Source organism: Chryseobacterium kimseyorum (assembly GCF_025971945.1).
Taxonomy (GTDB): Bacteria; Bacteroidota; Bacteroidia; order Flavobacteriales; family Weeksellaceae; genus Chryseobacterium; species Chryseobacterium kimseyorum.
Genome location: NZ_JAPDHW010000001.1, coordinates 355604 through 375144, shown reverse-complemented (window position 1 = coordinate 375144; position 19541 = coordinate 355604). Strand labels below are relative to the sequence as shown.

The window sequence follows — 19541 nt, the reverse complement described above, 5'->3', positions numbered from 1 at the left end:
ACAATGGACTCAAAAGACGATAACAAAAAGAATGAATCTGCAAACTCTGCAGAGACGAAGAAGCAAAACGAGGATTTTCAAAATATTCCTGCTTCATCAAAAAAACAGAATCCGCCAGATGTAGATAAAGAAGATGTTAAAAAATCTTCAGAAGACAAATCAGGTAAAACAGATAATACTAAGTGAAAGCTTAGTATTTTTTTTGCTGGTTTATCAATAAAAATCTGCGGTAGAAAATTTCCATAACGTCAAAATTTAAAATAAATTGTATTTTTTGTGAATTATCATGCTACGATTTCATAAAGATGTAAAAAATGCGTATTTTTGCAACTTAAAATTTCTTAGTAAACAATGATAAAAATTACACTTCCAGACAATAGCGTCAGAGAATTTGAGGGAGAAGTCACTCCGTTGGATGTGGCAAAATCTATAAGCGAGGGATTGGCTAGAAATACCATTTCCGCAGTTGTAAACGGCACACAAGTCGAGGTTACCACGCCTATTACCACAGATTCTACGGTACAGCTTTTGACGTGGAATGATGATCTTGGTAAGAAAGCCTTCTGGCATTCTTCTGCCCACCTTTTGGCGCAGGCTATCCTTGAATTTTATCCTAATGCTCAATTAACTATCGGCCCGGCAATTGAAAGCGGATTCTATTATGATGTAGATTTCGGTGACGAAGTTCTGTCTGAAAAAGATTTTGAGAAAATTGAAAAGAAAGTTTTAGAAAACGCCAAAAAAGCTTCAACGTTCTCACTATACCCAGTTTCTAAAGCTGAAGCTTTGGAAACGTATGCTGACAATCCTTATAAAGTGGAATTGATTTCTAATCTTAATGATGGTGAAATCACTTTTGTAACGCACGATAACTTCACAGATCTTTGTCGTGGTGGTCACATTCCAAATACAGGAATTGTGAAAGCAGTGAAAATTCTGAATGCTGCAGGTGCTTACTGGAGAGGAAATGAAAAAAATCCTCAGTTAACCAGAGTGTACGGAATTTCTTTCCCGAAACAGAAAGAACTGACTGAATATCTTGAGTTATTAGAAGAGGCTAAAAGAAGAGATCACAGAAAATTAGGTAAGGAATTAGGAATTTTTGCTTTTTCTGAAAAAGTAGGTGCAGGTTTACCACTTTGGTTACCAAAAGGTACAGCTTTAAGAAAAAAATTAGAAAATTTCCTTTCTGCTGCTCAGAAAAAAGGAGGTTACGAGTTTGTAATGTCTCCACACATCGGTTCGAAAGAATTGTATGTAACTTCTGGTCACTGGGATAAATATGGTGAAGACAGCTTCCAGCCGATTAAAACTCCAAACGAAGGAGAAGAATTTTTACTGAAACCAATGAACTGTCCGCATCACTGTGAGATTTATAAAACTTCACAATGGAGCTACAGAGATTTGCCAAAAAGATATGCAGAATTCGGAACTGTTTACCGATATGAGCAAAGTGGTGAGCTTCACGGCTTAACCCGTGTTCGCGGATTTACTCAGGATGATGCTCACCTTTTCTGTACTCCTGATCAGCTGTTGGAGGAATTTGAAAAGGTAATTGATTTAACGTTATACGTTTTTAAATCTTTAGGATTTGAAGATTTTGTTACTCAGGTTTCGTTGAGAGATCCTGAAAACAAACAAAAATATATCGGTTCTGATGAGAATTGGGAGAAAGCAGAAAGTGCAATCATTCAGGCTGCGGAAAAGAAAGGTTTGAGAACGGTGATTGAATATGGCGAAGCTGCATTCTACGGTCCTAAATTAGATTTCATGGTGAAAGATGCTTTAGGTAGAAAGTGGCAGTTGGGAACTATTCAGGTAGACTATAATTTACCGGAAAGATTTGACCTTACTTACATCGGAAGCGATAATGAGAAGCACAGACCGGTAATGATTCACAGAGCACCGTTTGGTTCTATGGAGCGTTTTATCGCCATCTTATTAGAAAACACTGCGGGAGATTTTCCATTGTGGTTGAGCCCGGATCAGTTTACGATATTGCCGATCAGCGAAAAATATGTAGATTATGCTAAAAAAGTTTCAGAATTTTTAGAAATTAACGATATTAGCGGATTGATTGACGAGCGAAACGAAAAAACAGGGAAAAAGATCCGTGATGCGGAATTGAAAAAGATTCCTTTCATGCTTGTGGTAGGAGAAAATGAAGAAAGAGATGGCACAATTTCTGTACGTAGACGTGGAGAAGGCGATCTTGGAGTGATGACGATGGATGAATTCGCAGCATACTTCAAAAAAGAAGCAACAATATAGTTGAAGATTTAATGATTTAAATATTAAACTTATTTAGAGATTAATTTGCAAAAAGCAATTTTTAAATTTTTAATCATTAAATTTTTCAATTCAAAATTAGTTATTAACCAATAAAATTATAAAGCAATAGCACAACGATTTAACAACAGAGGCCCACAAAGACGTCCACCTCAGGAGGACTTACACATGATAAACGATAAGATTCGCGTAAGAGAACTTCGTTTAGTGGGCGACAACGTAGAAGCGGGAATTTTCCCGATTGACAAAGCGAGACAAATTGCCAAAGAGCAGGAATTAGATTTGGTCGTGATTTCAGACAAAGCTGAACCTTTCATTGCAAGAATATTAGACTATAAAAAGTTTTTATACGAGCAAAAGAAGAAAACAAAAGAGCTTAAAGCAAAACAAATCAAAGTGGTTGTAAAGGAGATCCGTTTCGGACCTCAGACTGACGAGCACGATTATGATTTTAAGAAAAAACATGCTGAAAAGTTTTTGGAAGAAGGTTCAAAATTGAAAACCTACGTATTTTTCAAAGGACGTTCTATTATCTTTAAAGATCAGGGTGAAATTTTACTTCTTAAACTGGCTCAGGAATTAGAGCACGTTGGGAAAGTAGATCAGCTTCCTAAACTTGAAGGTAAAAGAATGATTATGATGATGAGTCCTAAAAAACCAGCTAAATAATTTGACAATACGATGATGAGTTTATGACTCATTATCCTACGGAAATATACATTGAGAGATTTTCTAATGAAAGTCTCTTTTTGTATGATAATTTTTCGTAATTTTGCAAACCGAATATCTGCGTGAAGGATAGAAATGGAAAGCCCACAGCAGGAGCCGGCAAAGCAATGGCGCGAGGACTTGAAATGGATAGCCTGACCCGAATGAGAGAATGAAGTGCAGCGGAATGAACGAGTAAGGGACACGCCCAAATAATGTAACAATCTAGAAGTCTAACAATGTAACAATTGATTTTGTCATTGACACACTGGTAAACTGACATATTGTTACACTTGAAAATAGTATTGATAACAAAAACATAAAAAAGCAAACAATGCCAAAATTAAAAACGAAATCAGGTGCTAAGAAGCGTTTTAAACTTACCGGAACTGGTAAGATTAAAAGAAAAAATGCTTTCAAAAGCCACATCTTAACTAAAAAAGAAACTAAGCAGAAGAGAAATCTTACTACTACTTCTTATGTTGCGAAAGTGGATGAGAAAGGCGTTAAACGTCAATTAGCAATTAAGTAGTTTTTATAAATCATTTTTCGGTTTATAAGAATAACAATTCAACATTTTAACCCTGAAACGGTGCAGATAAGTGTAATGAAACAGTTTACCGCCCTTTTCAAAAAAACAATTTAAATTATGCCAAGATCAGTAAATGCCGTAGCTTCTAGAGCTCGCAGAAAAAAATTAATGAAACAAGCTAAAGGTTTTTTCGGTAGAAGAAAGAACGTTTGGACTGTTGCTAAAAACGCGGTACAAAAAGCAATGCAATATGCTTACCGTGGAAGAAAAGAGAAAAAGAGAAACTTCAGATCACTTTGGATCATGCGTATCAATGCAGGAGCTAGAGAGCACGGAATGTCTTACTCTCAGTTTATGGGAGCTCTTAAAAAGAACAACATTGAATTGAACAGAAAAGTTTTAGCTGACTTAGCGATGAACTATCCTGAAGCATTCAAAGCAGTTGTAGATCAAGTAAAATAATGTAAAATTTTTTGTTATCAATATAAAATCCTGAGTTTTTTGCTCGGGATTTTTTTATTATCTACATTTGTTTAAAATTACTTCCAAGTATAAAATTGACGTTTACAGTGAAAAAATTATCCACTCTTCTACTCCTTTCTTTAGCAATGTACAATGCGCAGGCTCAAAGTTTTATTCAAGCTTACCAAAACAGAGTCAACCAGATTACGCAAACCAATATTACTACTCTTCTTCAGGAGTTTGCAGCATTAGGTGTGAAAACTACCGGTTCACCAGCCAACACCAGTACATTGAACTGGCTTAAGGCTAAATATCAGACTTATGGTTACGATGCAAATCAGATCGTAGAAGATACTTTTACTTTTGGAAATGTGACGTCGAAGAATTTAATTATAACAAAAACAGGAACCGTTTATCCAAACATCTACGTGATTATCTGCGGACATTACGATACCATCACAGGTCCGGGAGTCAGCGATAACGGAAGTGGAACCTCTATTTTGCTGGAAGCTGCGAGAATTTTAAAAGATATTCCGACTGAATATTCAATTAAGTTTATCCATTTTTCCGGTGAGGAGCAAGGTTTGAAAGGGAGCACACATTACGTCAACAATGTAGTTTTTCAGAACAACGTCCGTCAGTTAAATCTGAAAGTTGTTTTTAATATTGATCAGGTTGGTGGACAGTTGGGAAACCCGAACAGTGCTGTTAAATGTGAGAGTGATCAGAGCGGATTAGCATCTAATAATGCGCAGTCTTTAGTTTTCACACAGCAGCTGGCAAATTGTACAACGCTTTATTCTCCGTTACAAACAGTTATGTCAAATACTTATGCTTCAGACTATATTCCGTTTGAAGCGAAGGGAGATATAATTACCGGTTTCTACGAAATTCCGCAGAGCATGAATGAGCATACTACAAATGACACTTTTGCCAATGTAAATCCAACGTACGTTTATAATGTTGGAAAGGCTGCGGTAGGTGCACTTCAGCATTTTGCGGTTGCGAGTACGGCTAATTTGAGTACCAACGAAAATCAAGTTAATACTTTAGAAGCTGTCAAAATTTATCCTAATCCTGCTAAAAATGTTTTAAATATTGAATTGCCTAAGTACAGTAAGGATTTCAATGTTGAAATATCCGATATGACAGGGAAGTTGGTTTTAGAATCTAAAAATAAGAATGAGATTAATATTTCAGGTGTTGAGTCTGGAAATTATATGGTGACGATCAGTCTCAATGATGAGAAAATTTCAAAGAAGATTATTATTAAAAAATAAATTTAATCATCAAAAAAATAAGATAATTTCAAATTTATTTCAACAAATATGAAAAAGATTTTAGCCGTTTTATTCTTAGGCATTCTTACTACAGAACTTAAGTCACAAAGTTTCATCCAAACATATCAGGATCGTGTAGATCAATTGAATTTGGAAAATATTACGTCGAATTTAAAAGAATTTGAGAAGCTTGGAGTTAAAACAACGGGTTCTCAGGAAAATGACAACGCCCTGCTGTGGATCAAAAATAAATATCTTTCTTTTGGATATTCTGAAGATGAAATTTCAGAAGATCCGTTTTCCATAGGTAAGCTTAAATCTAAAAATCTTATCATCACGAAGAAAGGAACTGTTCATGCTGATCAGTATATTATCATCTGCGGCCATTTCGACAGTATCAACGGACCGGGAGTAAACGATAACGGCAGTGGAACTTCGATTATTCTTGAAGCCGCAAAAATTTTAAAGGATGTTCCTACAGAATATTCTATCAAATTTATACATTTCTCTGGTGAAGAGCAGGGACTGTACGGCAGTAAGCATTATGTAGACGACGTGGTTTACCAGAAAAAAATAAGACAGATAGATGTTAAAATGGTATTGAATCTCGATCAGGTCGGCGGCAAAAAAGGAATGTTTAATGACACCGTTTTCTGCGACGAAGATCAGGGAGGAAGTTCAAAAAACAACGCCGCATCAAAGCAGGCAACAAAAGAACTGATAGCATGTACAACACTGTATTCTCCGCTTAAAGCTCAGATTGATCCTGCAGAACACAGCGACTATATTTCTTTTGAGAAAAAAGGTGAAGTAATCACAGGATTCTTCGAGTATCTGAGAAGCGACCTTCCGCATACAAAAGATGATACGTTTGCCAATACTGATGTTCGGTATGTCTTCAATATCGGAAAAGCAACCCTTGGCGCATTGCAACATTTTGCACAGGCATCAACCGTGGACAACGAGAAAAAATAATTTAAATATACTTTACGGGAACCTGCATGTCTGCAGGATTTTTTATTGATTTCTGTCCAGCAGAATTTCTTCAATTTCATTTAAAGTGAAATTTTTTGCTTTCAGTAAGATTAGAAAGTGATACAGCAAATCAGCCGCTTCATTTTTGAATAAGTCAGCATCGTCATCCTTAGCTTCTATGACCAATTCCACAGCTTCCTCGCCCACTTTCTGAGCCACCTTATTAATTCCTTTCTGAAACAGCGAATACGTGTAAGATCCATCCACTCTGTCGTCAATTCTCTGAGCTATTTTACTTTCCAGTTCATACAGAAAACCTTTGGACTCTTTCTCACCAAAACAGCTGAAACTTCCGGTGTGGCAAACGGTATTTTTTGGAATGACTTTAATTAATACCGTATCCTGATCGCAATCGATCTGGATATTTTTTACTTTTAAAAAGTTCCCCGACTCCTCGCCTTTTGTCCATAATCTGTTTTTTGAACGGCTGAAAAAAGTAACTATACCTTCGTCTTTTGTTTTGTTAAAAGCTTCTTCGTTCATATAGCCCAACATCAGAACCTGCAAAGTTCTGACGTCCTGAATAATTACCGGAACCAGTCCGTTGGTTTTTTTAAAATCTATTTTCATCGTACGTTGATATTTCTGTTTTTCAGTTCGTTTTTTAATTCATTAATTCCAATTTCCCCAAAATGGAAAACGCTTGCGGCTAAAGCTCCGGTTGCTTTTGTAAGATTAAAAACATCTTCAAAATCTCCAATTTTTCCTGCTCCACCTGAAGCAATCACAGGAAGATTTACATTTGCTGAAATGAGTTTCGTCAGTCTCAAGTCAAAACCGTTTTTTGTTCCGTCACCATTCATTGAGGTTAATAGAATTTCGCCGGCTCCCAATTCCTCTACTTTTTTTGCCCAATCTAAGGTTTTCAGCGGAGTCATTTCTCTTCCACCTTTTATAAAAACCCAGTCTTCATCATTTACAAATTTTGTATCAACCGCAACAACGATACACTGACTTCCAAACTCTTTTGCCAGTTCAGAAATGAGATATGGATTTTTCACTGCTGATGAATTGATGCTGATTTTATCCGCTCCGGCTTCCAACATTTTTCTTACGTCTTCTACGGAAGATATTCCGCCTCCTACAGTAAATGGAATGCTCAGTTCTCTGGCAATATTTTTCACTAATTCTACGAAAGTTTTTCGTTCTTCTATAGTTGCCGTAATGTCCAGAAAAACCAGCTCGTCAGCTCCCTCGCTTTCATATTTTTTGGCTAAATCAATTGGATTCCCGGCATTTCGGAGACCTTCAAAGTTCACTCCTTTTACGGTGGTTCCGTCTTTGATGTCGAGGCATGGGATTATTCTTTTTTTGAGCATTTTCTCTTATTTGTCATGTTTAATGTTGATAGGATTTAATCCCATCCTTTGTTTAAGCGTCCCGTTGGGACTTTTTGATGTAAGTTTTCAAGCTGATGTGTTCTTCTAAAAACTTTATAGTGACTTGAATGAATTTAGTTTAAAGAAATCCAAATTTAGTTTTCAATAAATTTCTGCAATTCTTTCAGAGTAATTTTACCTTCATAAATTGCCTTACCGATTATTGTTCCTGCACACCCGATTTTTTTCATCAGAAAAACATCTTCAATACATGAAATTCCACCGCTTGCGACTAATTTTACTGATGTTTTCTCTAAAATTTCCTGATACAATTCTGTGGAAGCACCTTCCAGCATTCCGTCTTTTAAAATGTCGGTACAAATCACATTTCGAATGCCTTTTTTCTGATAATTTAGAATAAAATCAATCACATCCTGATCGCTATCCTCCAGCCAGCCGGAAGTTTTTATTATTTTATTTTGACAGTCGGCTCCGAGAATTATTTTATCACCTCCGTATTTTTCAATCAATCGAAAACAAAATTCAGGATTCTGAACTGCGATGCTGCCAATCGTAATTTGTTTTGCTCCTGAATTAAATGCTGTTTCAATATCCTTTTCAGTTTTCAGTCCGCCTCCAAAATCGATGTGAAGTGAAGTTTCTTTCGCAATTTTTTCCAACACTTTTTGATTAACTATATGTTTTGATTTTGCGCCATCCAGATCCACCAAATGGAGAAACTGTATTCCAAAACTTTCAAATTCTTTGGCGGCTTCAAGCGGATTTTCATTGTATATTTTTTTGGTATTGTAATCACCTTTTGACAGTCGCACACACTTTCCGTCGATGATATCTATGGCAGGAATTATTTTCATATGTAAATTTTCATTGTTTTAATAAGGCATCCCGAATAGTCGGAACAGGTAATGCAATCGCCTTTTTTCATGGATTTTCCATTTCCAGTCATTGCGATTTCAGAATTAAAGTTTTAAAAAGTTCTGAAGCAATTGATTCCCAAATTTTCCCGATTTCTCTGGGTGAAACTGCGTGGCGAAAAAATTATCTTTCTGTAAGCTGGCACTGAACGGCAAAATATAATCACAAACTGAAGTCGTGTTTTCTGACAATTCACAATAATAACTATGGACAAAATACAGATCATTTTCATCCGAAATTTCTGAAAACAGAGGAGATTTTAAATCCGAAACGCTGTTCCAACCCATGTGCGGAACGAGGTCAAGAGGAGGAAACTTTCTGACATTACAATTAAAAATTCCCATTCCTACGGTATCTCCTTCTTCATTATTTTTACACATCAGCTGCATTCCGAGACAAATTCCCAAAACTGGCTGGGTTAAACCTGGAATTAACTGATCCAAACCTTTTTCTTTCAGGACTTTCATGGTCGAAGAAGCCTCGCCAACTCCCGGAAAGATTACTTTTTCAGCATTCTTTATCAGTTGGAAATCATCTGTAATAATTGAATCAAAGTTTAGTCTTTGTAAAGCATTCTGCACAGAATTTACGTTTCCGCCGTTGTATTTTATAATCGCAATCATTTATAAACTTCCTTTTGTTGTGGGTAAATTGTAATTCTGATCCGTCTGATTAACAGCCATTTTAATAGCTTTCGCAAAAGCTTTAAAGATCGATTCTATCTTGTGGTGTTCGTTTTCCCCTTCAGATTTAATATTTAAATTGCATTTCGCAGCGTCCGTAAACGACTTGAAAAAGTGGTAAAACATTTCCGTCGGGACATCCCCGATCTTTTCCCGTTTGAAATCAGCATTCCAAACCAACCATGGCCGTCCGCCAAAATCAATTGCAACCTGCGAAAGACAGTCGTCCATAGGAAGCAGAAAACCATATCTTTCAATGCCTTTTTTCTTTCCTAAAGCCTGTAATACTGCTTCTCCAAAGACAATTCCGGTATCTTCAACTGTATGATGTTCGTCGACCTGTAAGTCTCCGTTGACTTTAATTTTTAAATCTAAATTTCCATGCTTTGAAATCTGCTCGAGCATGTGGTCAAAAAAATGAAGACCCGTTGAAATTTCTGAATTTCCGCTTCCATCCAGATTAACTTCAATTTCAATTTCAGTCTCATTGGTCTTTCTGTAAACTTTTGATTTTCTTGCAATCTGTTTCAGAAACTGATAGATTTCTGCCCAACTTTTTGTGCTTAAATCTGCATTTTTATTTTTGGAATCATTAATGAAAATACTTTTTGTACCTAAATTTTTAGCCAGCTGAACATCAGTCAAACGGTCTCCGATAACGTAGGAATTTTCAAGATCATAATTGCCGTAAATGTATTTTCCCAACATTCCGATTTCAGGTTTTCGGTTGGGAGAATTTTCATGTCCGAAACTTTTATCAATCAGGATATCGTCGAAAATAATTCCTTCATTTTCAAAAGCTTTCAACATCTTTTCCTGTGGTTTTATGAAATCTTCGAAAGGAAAACTCTCCGTTCCCAAACCATCCTGGTTGGTCACTATCACCAGTTCGTAGTCCAATTCCTTTACAATTCTGGCTAAATTTTGAAAAACTCCAGGATAAAATTCAAGTTTTTCCAAAGAGTCAACCTGAAAATCTATTGGCGGTTCCAAAATCAATGTTCCGTCGCGGTCGATGAATAGTACTTTTTTCATTTTAAATATTTTTTAGAATGTTGATTAGTTTTTCATTTTCCTTTTTGCTTCCAACATTAATTCGGATACAGTTGGGAATCTGAGGAAATCTTTTGCTGGTCAGAATTTCACATTCGATGAATGTAGAATATACTCTTTCCGCATTTTTAAATTCAATCAGAAAGAAATTAGCATCGGTAGGAAATACTTTTGAAATACATTCTAAATCTTCAAGTTGATTTTTCAGCCAATCTCTTTCTTTCAAAATGTCATTTAAATTATTTTGAAAATTTTCGACCTGATTTAATTTTTCCAAAACTAAATTCTGGCTTAAAACATTGACATTGTAAGGTGATTTTACAGTATAAATCAGGTTGATAATTTCTTCTATAGAAAATGCAGTTCCAACTCTCGCACCGGCCAATCCCCATGCTTTGGAGAACGTCTGCAGCACGATGAGATTTGGGTATTCATTAATCAGTTCAATACAGGATTTCTGTTCTGAAAACTCAATATAAGCTTCGTCAACCACAACAATTCCATCAAAATTCTGTATGTAAAATTCAATATCATCAATTGAGTTTCCGGTTGGATTATTGGGTGAACAGAGAAATAAAATTTTTGGTTGATTTTCTTTAATGATATTTAAAAACTCTTCTTTTACAATTTCGAAATTATCATTCAGGTTGAGCTGCAAAACTTCATTTTCATTGATTGAAGCATAAAATCCATACATCGCAAATGAAGGATTCGTTACCAACACAGAATCTTTTTTAGGCTTGCAAAAGATTTTTATAATCAAATCGATCAGTTCATCACTTCCATTTCCAATTGCAATCTGATTGGCTGAAATATTTTTAAAAGCCGAAATTTTTTCTCTTAAATTTCTGTGCGTGGAATCCGGATAGCGGTTGAATTCTCCAAACGGACTTTCGTTGGCATCCATCAGCAAAGGATTTTCAAACTGACTGTTATCTCTGAAACTGATGTATGGTTTCAGTTCCAAAATATTTTTTCTAACTAAATTTTGAATATTTATTGTTGTCATTATCTTATTTTAACCTTATGGATACTGCATTTTTATGAGCGAGAAGACCTTCTGCTTCCGCCATGATTTCAATCGTTTTTCCTAAATTCTGCAGGCCTTCTTTAGATAAATTCTGAAACGTAATTTTTTTCACAAAACTGTCTAAGGAAACGCCGCTGTAATTTTTCGCAAAACCGTTTGTGGGAAGTGTGTGATTGGTGCCGCTGGCGTAATCTCCGGCACTTTCGCATGAATAATTTCCTAGAAAAACTGAACCTGCATTTTGAATTTGTTCAATATATTTTTCGAAATCCTGAACTGCTAAAATTAAATGTTCCGGAGCGTACAGATTGCTGAAATCCAAAGCCTTTTCGACAGAATCCAATAAAACAAAATGGCTGTTATTCAATGATTGCTGTGCAAATTCGTTTCTGGGAAGTTCTTTGATCTGTTTTTTAACTTCATTAATGGTTTCGTTTAAAACTTTCAAATCCGTTGAAATAAAAATCACCTGACTGTCGCTTCCATGCTCCGCCTGAGACAGTAAATCTGCCGCACAAAACTCAGGAACAGCGTTTTCATCAGCGATCACCAAAACTTCACTCGGTCCTGCAGGCATATCAATCGCCACATCATAATCTTGAGCAAAATCTTTTGCCGCCACGACAAACTGATTTCCGGGACCAAAAATTTTGTACACATTCGGAATGGTTTCTGTCCCAAAAGTCATGGCCGCAACTGCCTGCGCTCCGCCAACTTTGAATATCTTTGAAACTCCACAAAGCTGTGCTGTATACAGAATCGCCGGATTGACATTCCCTTTTTTATCAGGAGGCGTACACAGAATAATCTCCTGACAACCGGCTAACTGAGCAGGAATGGCAAGCATTAAAACGGTAGAAAACAGAGGAGCCGTTCCGCCGGGAATATAAATTCCAACCTTTTCAATAGCGCGGTTTTGTCTCCAGCAAATCACACCCTTCGTTGTTTCGATTTTTTCAGTTTCAACCAGTTGTGAAGCGTGGAATTTCGTAATATTTTCTTTAGCAGTCTGAATCGCTGATTTTAATTCTTCTGAAATTAAATCTTTCGCTTCACTGATTTCTTTTGCAGTCACCTGCAGCTGATCGATCTTTGCTGAGTCGAATTTTTCTGTGTAACGGAATAACGCTTCATCACCGTTTTTCTCAACTTCAGCGAAAATTTCTTTGATGGTTTGAGCAATTTCCTGCTTTTTAAAAACAGGTCTTTTTGTAAGTTCAGACCATGTTTCCCGTTTAGGATTTTTATAAATATTCATCTTAAATTACCATTTTATCGATTGGAATGATTAAAATATCCTGTGCACCTTTCAGTTTTAATTCATCGATGACGTCCCAAAACCTTTCTTCATCAATGACTGAGTGGATACTGCTCCAGCCCTTTTCAGCAAGCGGAATAACCGTCGGACTTTTTAAAACAGGAAGTACATTTGAGATTTCTGAAATTTGATCATTCGGAACATTCATCAGAATGTATTTTGAATTCTTCGCTTTTAAAACCGCTTTGATTCGGAAAAGTAGTTTTTCTAGAATTTCTTCCTGTGCATCATTCAGATTGATGTTTTTAGCAAGCACAGCTTCTGACTTTAAAAGAGTAACCGTTTCACGCAGTCCGTTTTTAAATAAGGTGCTTCCCGAGCTCACGATATCACAGATCCCGTCAGCCAGTCCAATGTTGGGAGCAATTTCAACAGAACCTGAAATCACGTGAATATCGGCCTGAATATTATTATCGTTTAAATATTTTTGAAGCGTGTTCGGATAAGATGTGGCAATTTTCTTTCCCTGGAAATACTGTGGCGAATCGCTGTCAATATCTTTTGGAATGGCCAGGGAAACCCGGCATTTTGAGAAACCTAATTTCTGTACAATTTCATTTTGCTTTTGTTTTTCCTCCAAAAGATTTTCTCCAACGATGGCGATGTCAACTACTCCATCCTCGAGATATTGCGGAATATCGGAGTTTCTGAGATACATAATTTCCAAAGGAAAATTATCTACCAAAACCTTCAGCTGGTCTTTGCCGTTGTTAACAGAAATACCGCAATCTTTAAGAAGCTGAAGCGATTCTTCATACAACCGACCGTTTTTCTGAATAGCAATTTTTAATTTACTCATTACTTTTTTATAAGTTTTGGTCTGAGTAAATGAAGTTGATTTATGGAAATTTCACAGAAATATGGAAACAAAAAAACCGTCCTTACTCAGACGGTTTTTAATTTATTTTTATGAATTCAACACAAAATATCAATCACTTCCGCCTTAGCTGAGATGATGATAATGATGTAGTGTTGAGAAATTCGGTTTCATTTTTTTGAAATATTGTGGTACAAATGTAGAACTTATTTTTAAACTTCCAAGAAATTTATGACATAATTTTTTGATAAAGATTCATCAGCTCATTGGCAATCGGCTCGTCATTAAACTTTTGAACAAAGTCAAAACCCTTATCAGCACGGCGTTTACGCTCAGATTCATTTTCCCACAGAAACTTAATTTTCGCCTGAATGTCGAGATGATTTTTTGGATCAATATATACAGAATCGGGACCTCCGGCTTCCGGAAGACAGCTTATGTTACTGGTAATTGCAACCGTTTTTGAAAATAATGCTTCAATCACGGGAATTCCAAAGCCTTCAAAAAAACTTGGATAAACAAAAATATCGGCCAGCTTATAAATAACTGCTAATTCGTCCATCGAAACGCCTTCCAAAAAATGGATTTGTTTTTCCATTTTATTTTTTCTGATAAATCCCTGGACTTTTTTGAAATATTTTGTTTTTCTTCCGACAACGACTAAAGGAATTTCCGTTTTGTCGATTGCTTGAACGATATTTAAAAGGTTTTTTCTTTCTTCAATTGTTCCGACATTTAAGATGAATCTTTCCGGTAAATTGAATTTTTCTTTCGTTTTTTGGATAAATTCTGCAGATTGATTTTCCTTGAAAGTATGATGACAGCCCTGATAAATCACTTCGATTTTATCTTCGGGAACTTTCAAATAACTGATAATATCCTGCTTAGTCTGTTCAGAAATCGCAATAATTTTATCTGCCGATTCAGCCGCTTTTTTAAACTTCCAGAAATGAATTTTGCGGTCAAAAAAAGAATAATATTGCGGATATCTCATAAAAATCAGGTCATGAATTGTGACCACTTTTTTGATTGGAGATTTATCCCATTTTAGAGGCAATTCGCCTGACAACCCATGAAATATGTCTGCGTTCTGAGCCTGTGCATCTTTTCCCATTTTAAACTGACGGGAAAATTTACCTTTTGAAGATTCAATGAAATGAACATTATTTTGTTCTACAATTTCACTTCCTCTTTCAGACTTGTTTTTATTAAGTAAAAAATACTCGTTTTCCGGAAAATAATGCGATAAAATCCTGACCAAATCCCGGGAATAGTTGCCCAGACCGGATGTATTGTGAAAGAAACGTTTGGCATCAAATGCTATCTTCATTTTCAGGTTTTATAATATTTTGAGTCATTTGTTTTCTCTTCCAATGTTCGGATTTGTCACTGTACAGAAAAAACTTACCCATTTTATATTTAAACTGCATCTTGTTGTCGTAATGCGGCGCTAAAAAGCGATGCGGAATGTCCGGATTTTCTGCAAGACATTGCTTGATGGAGTCTGTATAAACAGTAGGACCAGTTGTTTTATGAACGTTATGGGGATATGGATTATTTTTGATATTCTCCAATATATTCTCCAGTGTTCTCAGTAAAAATGGGTGTCCGGCTTCATAAACCAGACCCCATTGTACGTAATAAGTTGGCGGAATTTCATCGGTCACCAAAGCCACATCATCTTCACGGATGAGCTTTCGTAATGGGATATTGATTCCGCTGTCTACATCCAGATAAACACCACCTTTTCTATACAAAATGGCATATCTGAAAAAATCTGCTTTGGCCGCTCCGATAGTTAATCTGTTATAAGCTTTAAAATATTCCGGCGGAAACTCTTCTTTAAAAAAACTCTGAATTCTTTCATCATCATAAAAATGATACTGATATTCAGGGTTTTTTCTGAGCATTCTTTTAATGTAAAACCTTGTAATCCAAGGTAATTTACTGGTTTTAAAAGTCTGGAATATTTGCTTAGGAATTGCCATTGTAGAATGTTTAGACTGCTACATTATTTTCTCTCAAAGCATCGTTAAGAGATGTTTTTTTATCTGTAGACTCTTTTCTCTGACCAATAATCAAAGCACAAGGAACCTGATATTCTCCGGCAGGATATTGCTTGGTATAGCTTCCCGGGATTACCACAGAACGGGCAGGAACTCTACCTTTTATTTCAATAGGTGTGTCTCCAGTAACATCGATAATTTTAGTTGAAGCGGTCAATACAACATTCGCTCCCAAAACTGCTTCTTTTTCAACATGAACTCCCTCTACAACGATACATCTTGAACCGATAAAACAGTCATCCTCAATAATTACCGGCGCTGCCTGGAGTGGTTCTAAAACTCCACCGATACCAACTCCACCGCTTAAGTGAACGTTTTTACCGATCTGAGCGCAGCTTCCAACTGTTGCCCAGGTATCAACCATCGTTCCTGAATCCACGTAAGCTCCGATATTTACATAAGAAGGCATTAAAATAACTCCTGAAGCAATAAAAGATCCTTCTCTGGCAACGGCATGAGGTACAACTCTTACACCTTTTTCAGCATAATTTCTTTTCAAAGGCATTTTATCGTGAAATTCAAAAGGGCCTACTTCAATAGTTTCCATTTTTTGAATCGGGAAATACATAACTACAGCTTTCTTCACCCATTCATTCACCTGCCATCCGTTTTCTGTAGGCTCAGCAACACGAAGTTTTCCTGAATCTAAAAGAGCAATAACTTCTCTGATAGTGGATTTGCTGTCTTCATTTTGTAATAAATCTCTATTGTCCCAAATATTTTCGATAGTTTGTTGTAACGACATGTTTTAAGTTTAAATCTGTTTATAAATTATGACGCCAAATATACAAAAAAGTTGTGCAAAAGCCTTTGAAAATGATCTTTTCAGTAAATGATTTATTTGAATAATAACAGAAGAAAATGATTAATAAAACATTACAGAACCCTCTGTGTATGGAGATAGGCCTTGTTCCAGTATTTCTCGTTAAGCGATGAAATGATCACTCCTTTTGAAGTGGATGCATGAATGAATTTCACCTCGCCGTCATTTTCAATAGTATGTACAATTCCCACGTGAGAAACTTTGCTTCCTCCTGCGGTTGCAAAAAATAAGAGATCGCCCGGTTTCGCTTCTTTGACATCAATATTTTTCCCTGTATTTGCCTGATCTGCTGATCTTCTGGGTAATTTTAATCCGTTTTCATCAAAGACTTTAGTGGTTAATCCTGAACAGTCAAATCCTGAAGATGAATTTCCGCCAAATTTGTAAGGGGCTCCTAAATACCGTTCCGCATCCTTCAGAATATTCTTCATTGATCCTGAGATTGATCCATCAAATTTAGAATCTAATTTTCTGAGATTTTCAGATTTAGCAGTTGATTTCGTGGTCGAACCTTTTGACTTTGAAACACTCTTCGAACTTCCACATGAAACGGCTACAGATGCAGAAATACCCAGAATCGCAAACGTTTTTACACACGACTGAAGCTTTAATATTCTGAAATTCATACTGTGTTGATTTTAAGACAATTTTATTATAGTAAACAAATATATAAAATAAAATTTAAATATATAACAACTATACTACAACTATACTTTAAATATGTAATAAAGGTATATAATAAAAATTTTATTAGTATATTTGAAATTTAAAAAGGAGAATGGCAACATACGAAAGCCTCATTAAACTTAACGGTACTGTAGGAGATTTGGTTTTTTACAATCTGAATGGTAAAAATGTGGTTAGGAAGAAGAGCGGTTTTAATAAGAATGCTTTTAAGAAGAGTCCATCATATGAGAAAGTACGGCAGAACAGTTCAGAGTTTGGTCATTGTTCTAAAATTGGAAAAATTTTCAGGCAGTGTTTAGAACCTTATATTAAAGAATGCAGTGATCCCCTACTCTATCAGAAGTTTGCGAAGCTGATGACAGAAATTAAGGATTTAGATGCTATTTCAGAAAAAGGAAAAAGAACTGTAAAGCAGGGAATTAGTACAGAAGCTGGATTTCAAATGCTCAAAAGCTTTCAGTTTGGTGACGTTCAGCCCCTTGGTAATAGTGTATCGATTTCTGCAGGTTTGTGGGATTACAGTACTGTTTTAGATAAAAATATCAGTGTAGATGACATTATTATGGAAACGATATCTGTTAATTTTGAGGAGTATCAGTCAGAACATTTTAATGAAATGATTTCTATAGAAAAACCTCTCGCTGAATATGTTTTTCAAAAACATTTTTCAGATGACGAATTGAAATTTCATTTTTTGATCTTAAAAAAAGATGATCAGATTATCAAAATGGGATTTGTTTAAATAATTGAATTCATTCTACGGTCGCTCAGATTTTTTCAAACTCAAAAACGCTACAAAACAAAAAAAAACCTGTAAACATCGTTTACAGGTTTTTCCTATTCTAATTGTAAAAATTATTTATTTTTTTCGCCAGTCCAGGCACCGCTTCTTGTAGGTGTAGGCACTGCATTGGTCCAGTTTCCGTCGCCTTTTTTATCACGGGTCAAAGTACCTGTGAACTGACCGTCAGCCGGCAGTCCCAGATCTGCAGTTAACTGTCCTGAATCATCCAGATGACCAGAGATATTATAGTTTTCGTTATTTGTTTCAGAATGCATGGTTCCTGTAACATTACCGTTATCAGCCACTACAAAATTCCACACTCCTTTATCGCTTCCTGTATATGTTCCAGACCAAGTTCCGATATAATCATAGATTGTTTCGTCATCAGCGGTACATCCGATTAATGAAAATGTGGTCACTAAAAGTAAAAAAAGTTTCTTCATAGCTTTTAATATGGTTTGATAAAGTTTTATTTCAGTGGAGAATACGGGGATCGAACCCGTCACCTTTAGACTGCCAGTCTAACGCTCTAGCCAGATGAGCTAATTCCCCTTGATCTTTGTGTTTTCACACGAAGCGGTACAAAAGTAAGTAATTAAACCATATTTGCAAATAATTTGTTAAATTTTATTTAAGAAAAAGCTTTAATCTAAAGACAATTTCTATTTTTTGAAAATTCTTTAAGAAAATGACAAAATTAAAAAGACTATTTGTTGTTTATCATTTGTTTTGCACGCTGAATAAATGATTGCGTTGACAAATTTTCTTCCACCTCCTCAATAGCATTCAGCAGATTATTCTTACTGTCTGAGATATCACCCAAGACTACAGACATCAGTTTCCAGACAGGCTGCATTTTTTCAACTAAATCCAATCCCTTTTCTGTAAGTTCGACAAGGCGTTTACGCTCATCTTTTTTATCTTTTTTAGAAATGATCAACTGTTGCTTTTCAAGTTCTTTTAACAGGCTGATGGTAGAAGGATGACTGTACCCTATTTCATTCGCAATCTCAACAACACTCGCTGTTTTTTTATGATGTAAAGTCAGAATTACGGGAAACCATTTTGGTTCAAAATCGATTCCGAATTCTTTGTAGATTAAAGCTCCGTCTTTGCGCAGCTGTTCACTGAGTCTCTGTAATCTCGTGGACAAGGCTAAAATTCCTGACTCGTTGATGATATTCATAACTTAGATTTTAAATTGAGAAAACAGAAAACATTATCAGCGTTCATCAAAGGAAATTTAGCAGGCAGGTTTTCTTTTTCAATAATGATAAAATGATTTCTTTCATAAAACCGTAATGCAGCTTTAAGGATCGAAACAGTGCCCAAGTAAATTTCAGTCATTCCATTTTCATTACAGTAAGAAATCAACTTTTCTAAAAGTTTTTGTGCAATACTGTATTCTTTTCCTCTGTATTCACTTTTGACAAACATTTTCCGTATCGCACCTGCTTTTTCATCAAACTTGACTAAGGCGATCGTTCCTGCAAGCTCACCGTTTATGAAGGCGCCCCAAAAGTTTCCTCCACTTGCCAAATAAAAATCTTCAATCTCTAAAAGGTCCGGCTGGTCTTCTATGGTGATCGGAACGTTGAATTCCTTCTGCTGAATATTTAAAATTAAATCAATAACTGATTCTGAATATGCATTGCCAATTGGCTGAATTTCTACCACAACATTTATTTAAGTACAAAACTACGTAGTTAACTACGTATA

At 35.8% G+C, this 19541-nt stretch carries 23 protein-coding genes and 1 tRNA gene; 8 read left to right on the top strand and 16 right to left on the bottom strand.

Annotation, left to right across the window (positions count from 1 at the left end):
- Window positions 1-3: 3 nt before the first annotated feature.
- The 7 genes from OMO38_RS01825 (at window position 4) to OMO38_RS01795 (ending at window position 6246) form a co-directional block, all read left to right on the top strand.
- Window positions 4-186, top strand: coding sequence for a hypothetical protein (locus OMO38_RS01825; RefSeq protein ID WP_264748539.1), 183 nt, complete (start codon window positions 4-6; stop codon window positions 184-186).
- A gap of 165 nt (window positions 187-351) precedes the next feature.
- Window positions 352-2271 carry a threonine--tRNA ligase gene (thrS, locus tag OMO38_RS01820; protein ID WP_264748538.1) on the top strand — a complete coding sequence of 640 codons (1920 nt, stop codon included), beginning with the start codon at window positions 352-354 and terminating at the stop codon, window positions 2269-2271.
- Window positions 2272-2457: 186 nt separating this feature from the next.
- A complete protein-coding gene (gene infC / locus OMO38_RS01815; RefSeq protein ID WP_047444040.1) occupies window positions 2458-2958 on the top strand; it encodes a translation initiation factor IF-3 in 501 nt (166 codons plus the stop codon).
- A 373-nt stretch (window positions 2959-3331) separates the two neighbouring features.
- Entirely contained in the window at window positions 3332-3529 is a 198-nt protein-coding gene (gene rpmI / locus OMO38_RS01810; RefSeq protein ID WP_047444039.1) for a 50S ribosomal protein L35, read from the top strand.
- A 117-nt stretch (window positions 3530-3646) separates the two neighbouring features.
- Window positions 3647-3991 carry a 50S ribosomal protein L20 gene (rplT, locus tag OMO38_RS01805; RefSeq protein ID WP_047444038.1) on the top strand — a complete coding sequence of 115 codons (345 nt, stop codon included), beginning with the start codon at window positions 3647-3649 and terminating at the stop codon, window positions 3989-3991.
- Between the two features lie 107 nt (window positions 3992-4098).
- Window positions 4099-5271, top strand: a complete 1173-nt coding sequence (locus tag OMO38_RS01800) for a M28 family peptidase (protein ID WP_264748537.1) — start codon at window positions 4099-4101, stop codon at window positions 5269-5271.
- Between the two features lie 48 nt (window positions 5272-5319).
- A complete protein-coding gene (locus tag OMO38_RS01795) occupies window positions 5320-6246 on the top strand; it encodes a M28 family metallopeptidase (protein WP_264748536.1) in 927 nt (308 codons plus the stop codon).
- A gap of 42 nt (window positions 6247-6288) precedes the next feature.
- On the opposite strand, the gene hisIE is transcribed toward OMO38_RS01795, so the two are convergent.
- The 12 genes from hisIE to OMO38_RS01735 all read right to left on the bottom strand — a co-directional run bounded on the left by hisIE (window position 6289) and on the right by OMO38_RS01735 (window position 16977).
- Window positions 6289-6876 carry a bifunctional phosphoribosyl-AMP cyclohydrolase/phosphoribosyl-ATP diphosphatase HisIE gene (gene hisIE / locus OMO38_RS01790; protein ID WP_264748535.1) on the bottom strand — a complete coding sequence of 196 codons (588 nt, stop codon included), beginning with the start codon at window positions 6874-6876 and terminating at the stop codon, window positions 6289-6291.
- Complete coding sequence (hisF, locus tag OMO38_RS01785; protein ID WP_264748534.1) at window positions 6873-7625, bottom strand: imidazole glycerol phosphate synthase subunit HisF; 753 nt, start codon at window positions 7623-7625, stop codon at window positions 6873-6875. The genes hisIE and hisF overlap by 4 nt, the downstream gene beginning before the upstream one ends.
- Window positions 7626-7780: 155 nt before the next feature.
- The gene (gene hisA, locus OMO38_RS01780; RefSeq protein ID WP_264748533.1) at window positions 7781-8500 is read right to left on the bottom strand and encodes a 1-(5-phosphoribosyl)-5-[(5-phosphoribosylamino)methylideneamino]imidazole-4-carboxamide isomerase; all 720 of its coding nucleotides are present in this window, start codon (window positions 8498-8500) and stop codon (window positions 7781-7783) included.
- Window positions 8501-8605: 105 nt separating this feature from the next.
- On the bottom strand, window positions 8606-9184 hold the full coding sequence (gene hisH / locus OMO38_RS01775) for an imidazole glycerol phosphate synthase subunit HisH (protein WP_264748532.1): 579 nt from the start codon (window positions 9182-9184) through the stop codon (window positions 8606-8608).
- The gene (gene hisB, locus OMO38_RS01770) at window positions 9185-10279 is read right to left on the bottom strand and encodes a bifunctional histidinol-phosphatase/imidazoleglycerol-phosphate dehydratase HisB (RefSeq protein ID WP_264748531.1); all 1095 of its coding nucleotides are present in this window, start codon (window positions 10277-10279) and stop codon (window positions 9185-9187) included.
- A 1-nt stretch (window position 10280) separates the two neighbouring features.
- A complete protein-coding gene (gene hisC, locus OMO38_RS01765) occupies window positions 10281-11306 on the bottom strand; it encodes a histidinol-phosphate transaminase (protein WP_264748530.1) in 1026 nt (341 codons plus the stop codon).
- Between the two features lie 4 nt (window positions 11307-11310).
- Complete coding sequence (gene hisD / locus OMO38_RS01760) at window positions 11311-12585, bottom strand: histidinol dehydrogenase (RefSeq protein ID WP_264748529.1); 1275 nt, start codon at window positions 12583-12585, stop codon at window positions 11311-11313.
- Between the two features lies 1 nt (window position 12586).
- Complete coding sequence (gene hisG / locus OMO38_RS01755) at window positions 12587-13444, bottom strand: ATP phosphoribosyltransferase (protein ID WP_264748528.1); 858 nt, start codon at window positions 13442-13444, stop codon at window positions 12587-12589.
- 247 nt (window positions 13445-13691) lie between these two features.
- Window positions 13692-14792, bottom strand: coding sequence for a glycosyltransferase family 4 protein (locus OMO38_RS01750; RefSeq protein WP_264748527.1), 1101 nt, complete (start codon window positions 14790-14792; stop codon window positions 13692-13694).
- Window positions 14776-15450, bottom strand: coding sequence for a glycosyltransferase family 32 protein (locus tag OMO38_RS01745; protein ID WP_264748526.1), 675 nt, complete (start codon window positions 15448-15450; stop codon window positions 14776-14778). Before OMO38_RS01745 ends, OMO38_RS01750 begins: the two co-directional genes overlap by 17 nt.
- Before the next feature lie 10 nt (window positions 15451-15460).
- Window positions 15461-16273 (bottom strand): 2,3,4,5-tetrahydropyridine-2,6-dicarboxylate N-succinyltransferase, encoded by an 813-nt coding sequence (locus OMO38_RS01740; RefSeq protein WP_264748525.1) that lies wholly within the window; start codon window positions 16271-16273, stop codon window positions 15461-15463.
- Between the two features lie 131 nt (window positions 16274-16404).
- Window positions 16405-16977, bottom strand: a complete 573-nt coding sequence (locus tag OMO38_RS01735; protein ID WP_264748524.1) for a C40 family peptidase — start codon at window positions 16975-16977, stop codon at window positions 16405-16407.
- A 152-nt stretch (window positions 16978-17129) separates the two neighbouring features.
- On the opposite strand from OMO38_RS01735, the gene OMO38_RS01730 reads away from it, so the two are divergent.
- Complete coding sequence (locus OMO38_RS01730) at window positions 17130-17780, top strand: hypothetical protein (protein ID WP_264748523.1); 651 nt, start codon at window positions 17130-17132, stop codon at window positions 17778-17780.
- A 113-nt stretch (window positions 17781-17893) separates the two neighbouring features.
- On the opposite strand, the gene OMO38_RS01725 is transcribed toward OMO38_RS01730, so the two are convergent.
- From OMO38_RS01725 to OMO38_RS01710, 4 genes are all read right to left on the bottom strand, one after another.
- Window positions 17894-18265, bottom strand: coding sequence for a hypothetical protein (locus OMO38_RS01725; RefSeq protein ID WP_264748522.1), 372 nt, complete (start codon window positions 18263-18265; stop codon window positions 17894-17896).
- Between the two features lie 35 nt (window positions 18266-18300).
- Window positions 18301-18374 (bottom strand) — tRNA-Ala (locus tag OMO38_RS01720).
- A gap of 154 nt (window positions 18375-18528) precedes the next feature.
- Window positions 18529-19008 (bottom strand): MarR family winged helix-turn-helix transcriptional regulator, encoded by a 480-nt coding sequence (locus tag OMO38_RS01715; protein ID WP_264748521.1) that lies wholly within the window; start codon window positions 19006-19008, stop codon window positions 18529-18531.
- Complete coding sequence (locus tag OMO38_RS01710; RefSeq protein WP_264748520.1) at window positions 19005-19499, bottom strand: GNAT family N-acetyltransferase; 495 nt, start codon at window positions 19497-19499, stop codon at window positions 19005-19007. Before OMO38_RS01710 ends, OMO38_RS01715 begins: the two co-directional genes overlap by 4 nt.
- Window positions 19500-19541 lie beyond the last annotated feature (42 nt).

What these genes read in the sequence shown, in the direction of transcription:
- rplT (WP_047444038.1), top strand. Translation starts at nt 3,647, where the DNA reads ATGCCAAGATCAGTAAATGCCGTAGCTTCTAGAGCTCGCAGAAAAAAA.
- hisA (WP_264748533.1), bottom strand. Translation starts at nt 8,500, where the DNA reads ATGAAAATAATTCCTGCCATAGATATCATCGACGGAAAGTGTGTGCGA.
- OMO38_RS01825 (WP_264748539.1), top strand. Translation starts at nt 4, where the DNA reads ATGGACTCAAAAGACGATAACAAAAAGAATGAATCTGCAAACTCTGCA.
- infC (WP_047444040.1), top strand. Translation starts at nt 2,458, where the DNA reads ATGATAAACGATAAGATTCGCGTAAGAGAACTTCGTTTAGTGGGCGAC.
- hisC (WP_264748530.1), bottom strand. Translation starts at nt 11,306, where the DNA reads ATGACAACAATAAATATTCAAAATTTAGTTAGAAAAAATATTTTGGAA.
- hisH (WP_264748532.1), bottom strand. Translation starts at nt 9,184, where the DNA reads ATGATTGCGATTATAAAATACAACGGCGGAAACGTAAATTCTGTGCAG.
- OMO38_RS01730 (WP_264748523.1), top strand. Translation starts at nt 17,130, where the DNA reads ATGGCAACATACGAAAGCCTCATTAAACTTAACGGTACTGTAGGAGAT.
- thrS (WP_264748538.1), top strand. Translation starts at nt 352, where the DNA reads ATGATAAAAATTACACTTCCAGACAATAGCGTCAGAGAATTTGAGGGA.
- rpmI (WP_047444039.1), top strand. Translation starts at nt 3,332, where the DNA reads ATGCCAAAATTAAAAACGAAATCAGGTGCTAAGAAGCGTTTTAAACTT.
- hisF (WP_264748534.1), bottom strand. Translation starts at nt 7,625, where the DNA reads ATGCTCAAAAAAAGAATAATCCCATGCCTCGACATCAAAGACGGAACC.
- OMO38_RS01725 (WP_264748522.1), bottom strand. Translation starts at nt 18,265, where the DNA reads ATGAAGAAACTTTTTTTACTTTTAGTGACCACATTTTCATTAATCGGA.
- hisIE (WP_264748535.1), bottom strand. Translation starts at nt 6,876, where the DNA reads ATGAAAATAGATTTTAAAAAAACCAACGGACTGGTTCCGGTAATTATT.
- OMO38_RS01735 (WP_264748524.1), bottom strand. Translation starts at nt 16,977, where the DNA reads ATGAATTTCAGAATATTAAAGCTTCAGTCGTGTGTAAAAACGTTTGCG.
- OMO38_RS01745 (WP_264748526.1), bottom strand. Translation starts at nt 15,450, where the DNA reads ATGGCAATTCCTAAGCAAATATTCCAGACTTTTAAAACCAGTAAATTA.
- hisG (WP_264748528.1), bottom strand. Translation starts at nt 13,444, where the DNA reads ATGAGTAAATTAAAAATTGCTATTCAGAAAAACGGTCGGTTGTATGAA.
- OMO38_RS01740 (WP_264748525.1), bottom strand. Translation starts at nt 16,273, where the DNA reads ATGTCGTTACAACAAACTATCGAAAATATTTGGGACAATAGAGATTTA.
- OMO38_RS01750 (WP_264748527.1), bottom strand. Translation starts at nt 14,792, where the DNA reads ATGAAGATAGCATTTGATGCCAAACGTTTCTTTCACAATACATCCGGT.
- OMO38_RS01715 (WP_264748521.1), bottom strand. Translation starts at nt 19,008, where the DNA reads ATGAATATCATCAACGAGTCAGGAATTTTAGCCTTGTCCACGAGATTA.
- hisB (WP_264748531.1), bottom strand. Translation starts at nt 10,279, where the DNA reads ATGAAAAAAGTACTATTCATCGACCGCGACGGAACATTGATTTTGGAA.
- hisD (WP_264748529.1), bottom strand. Translation starts at nt 12,585, where the DNA reads ATGAATATTTATAAAAATCCTAAACGGGAAACATGGTCTGAACTTACA.
- OMO38_RS01795 (WP_264748536.1), top strand. Translation starts at nt 5,320, where the DNA reads ATGAAAAAGATTTTAGCCGTTTTATTCTTAGGCATTCTTACTACAGAA.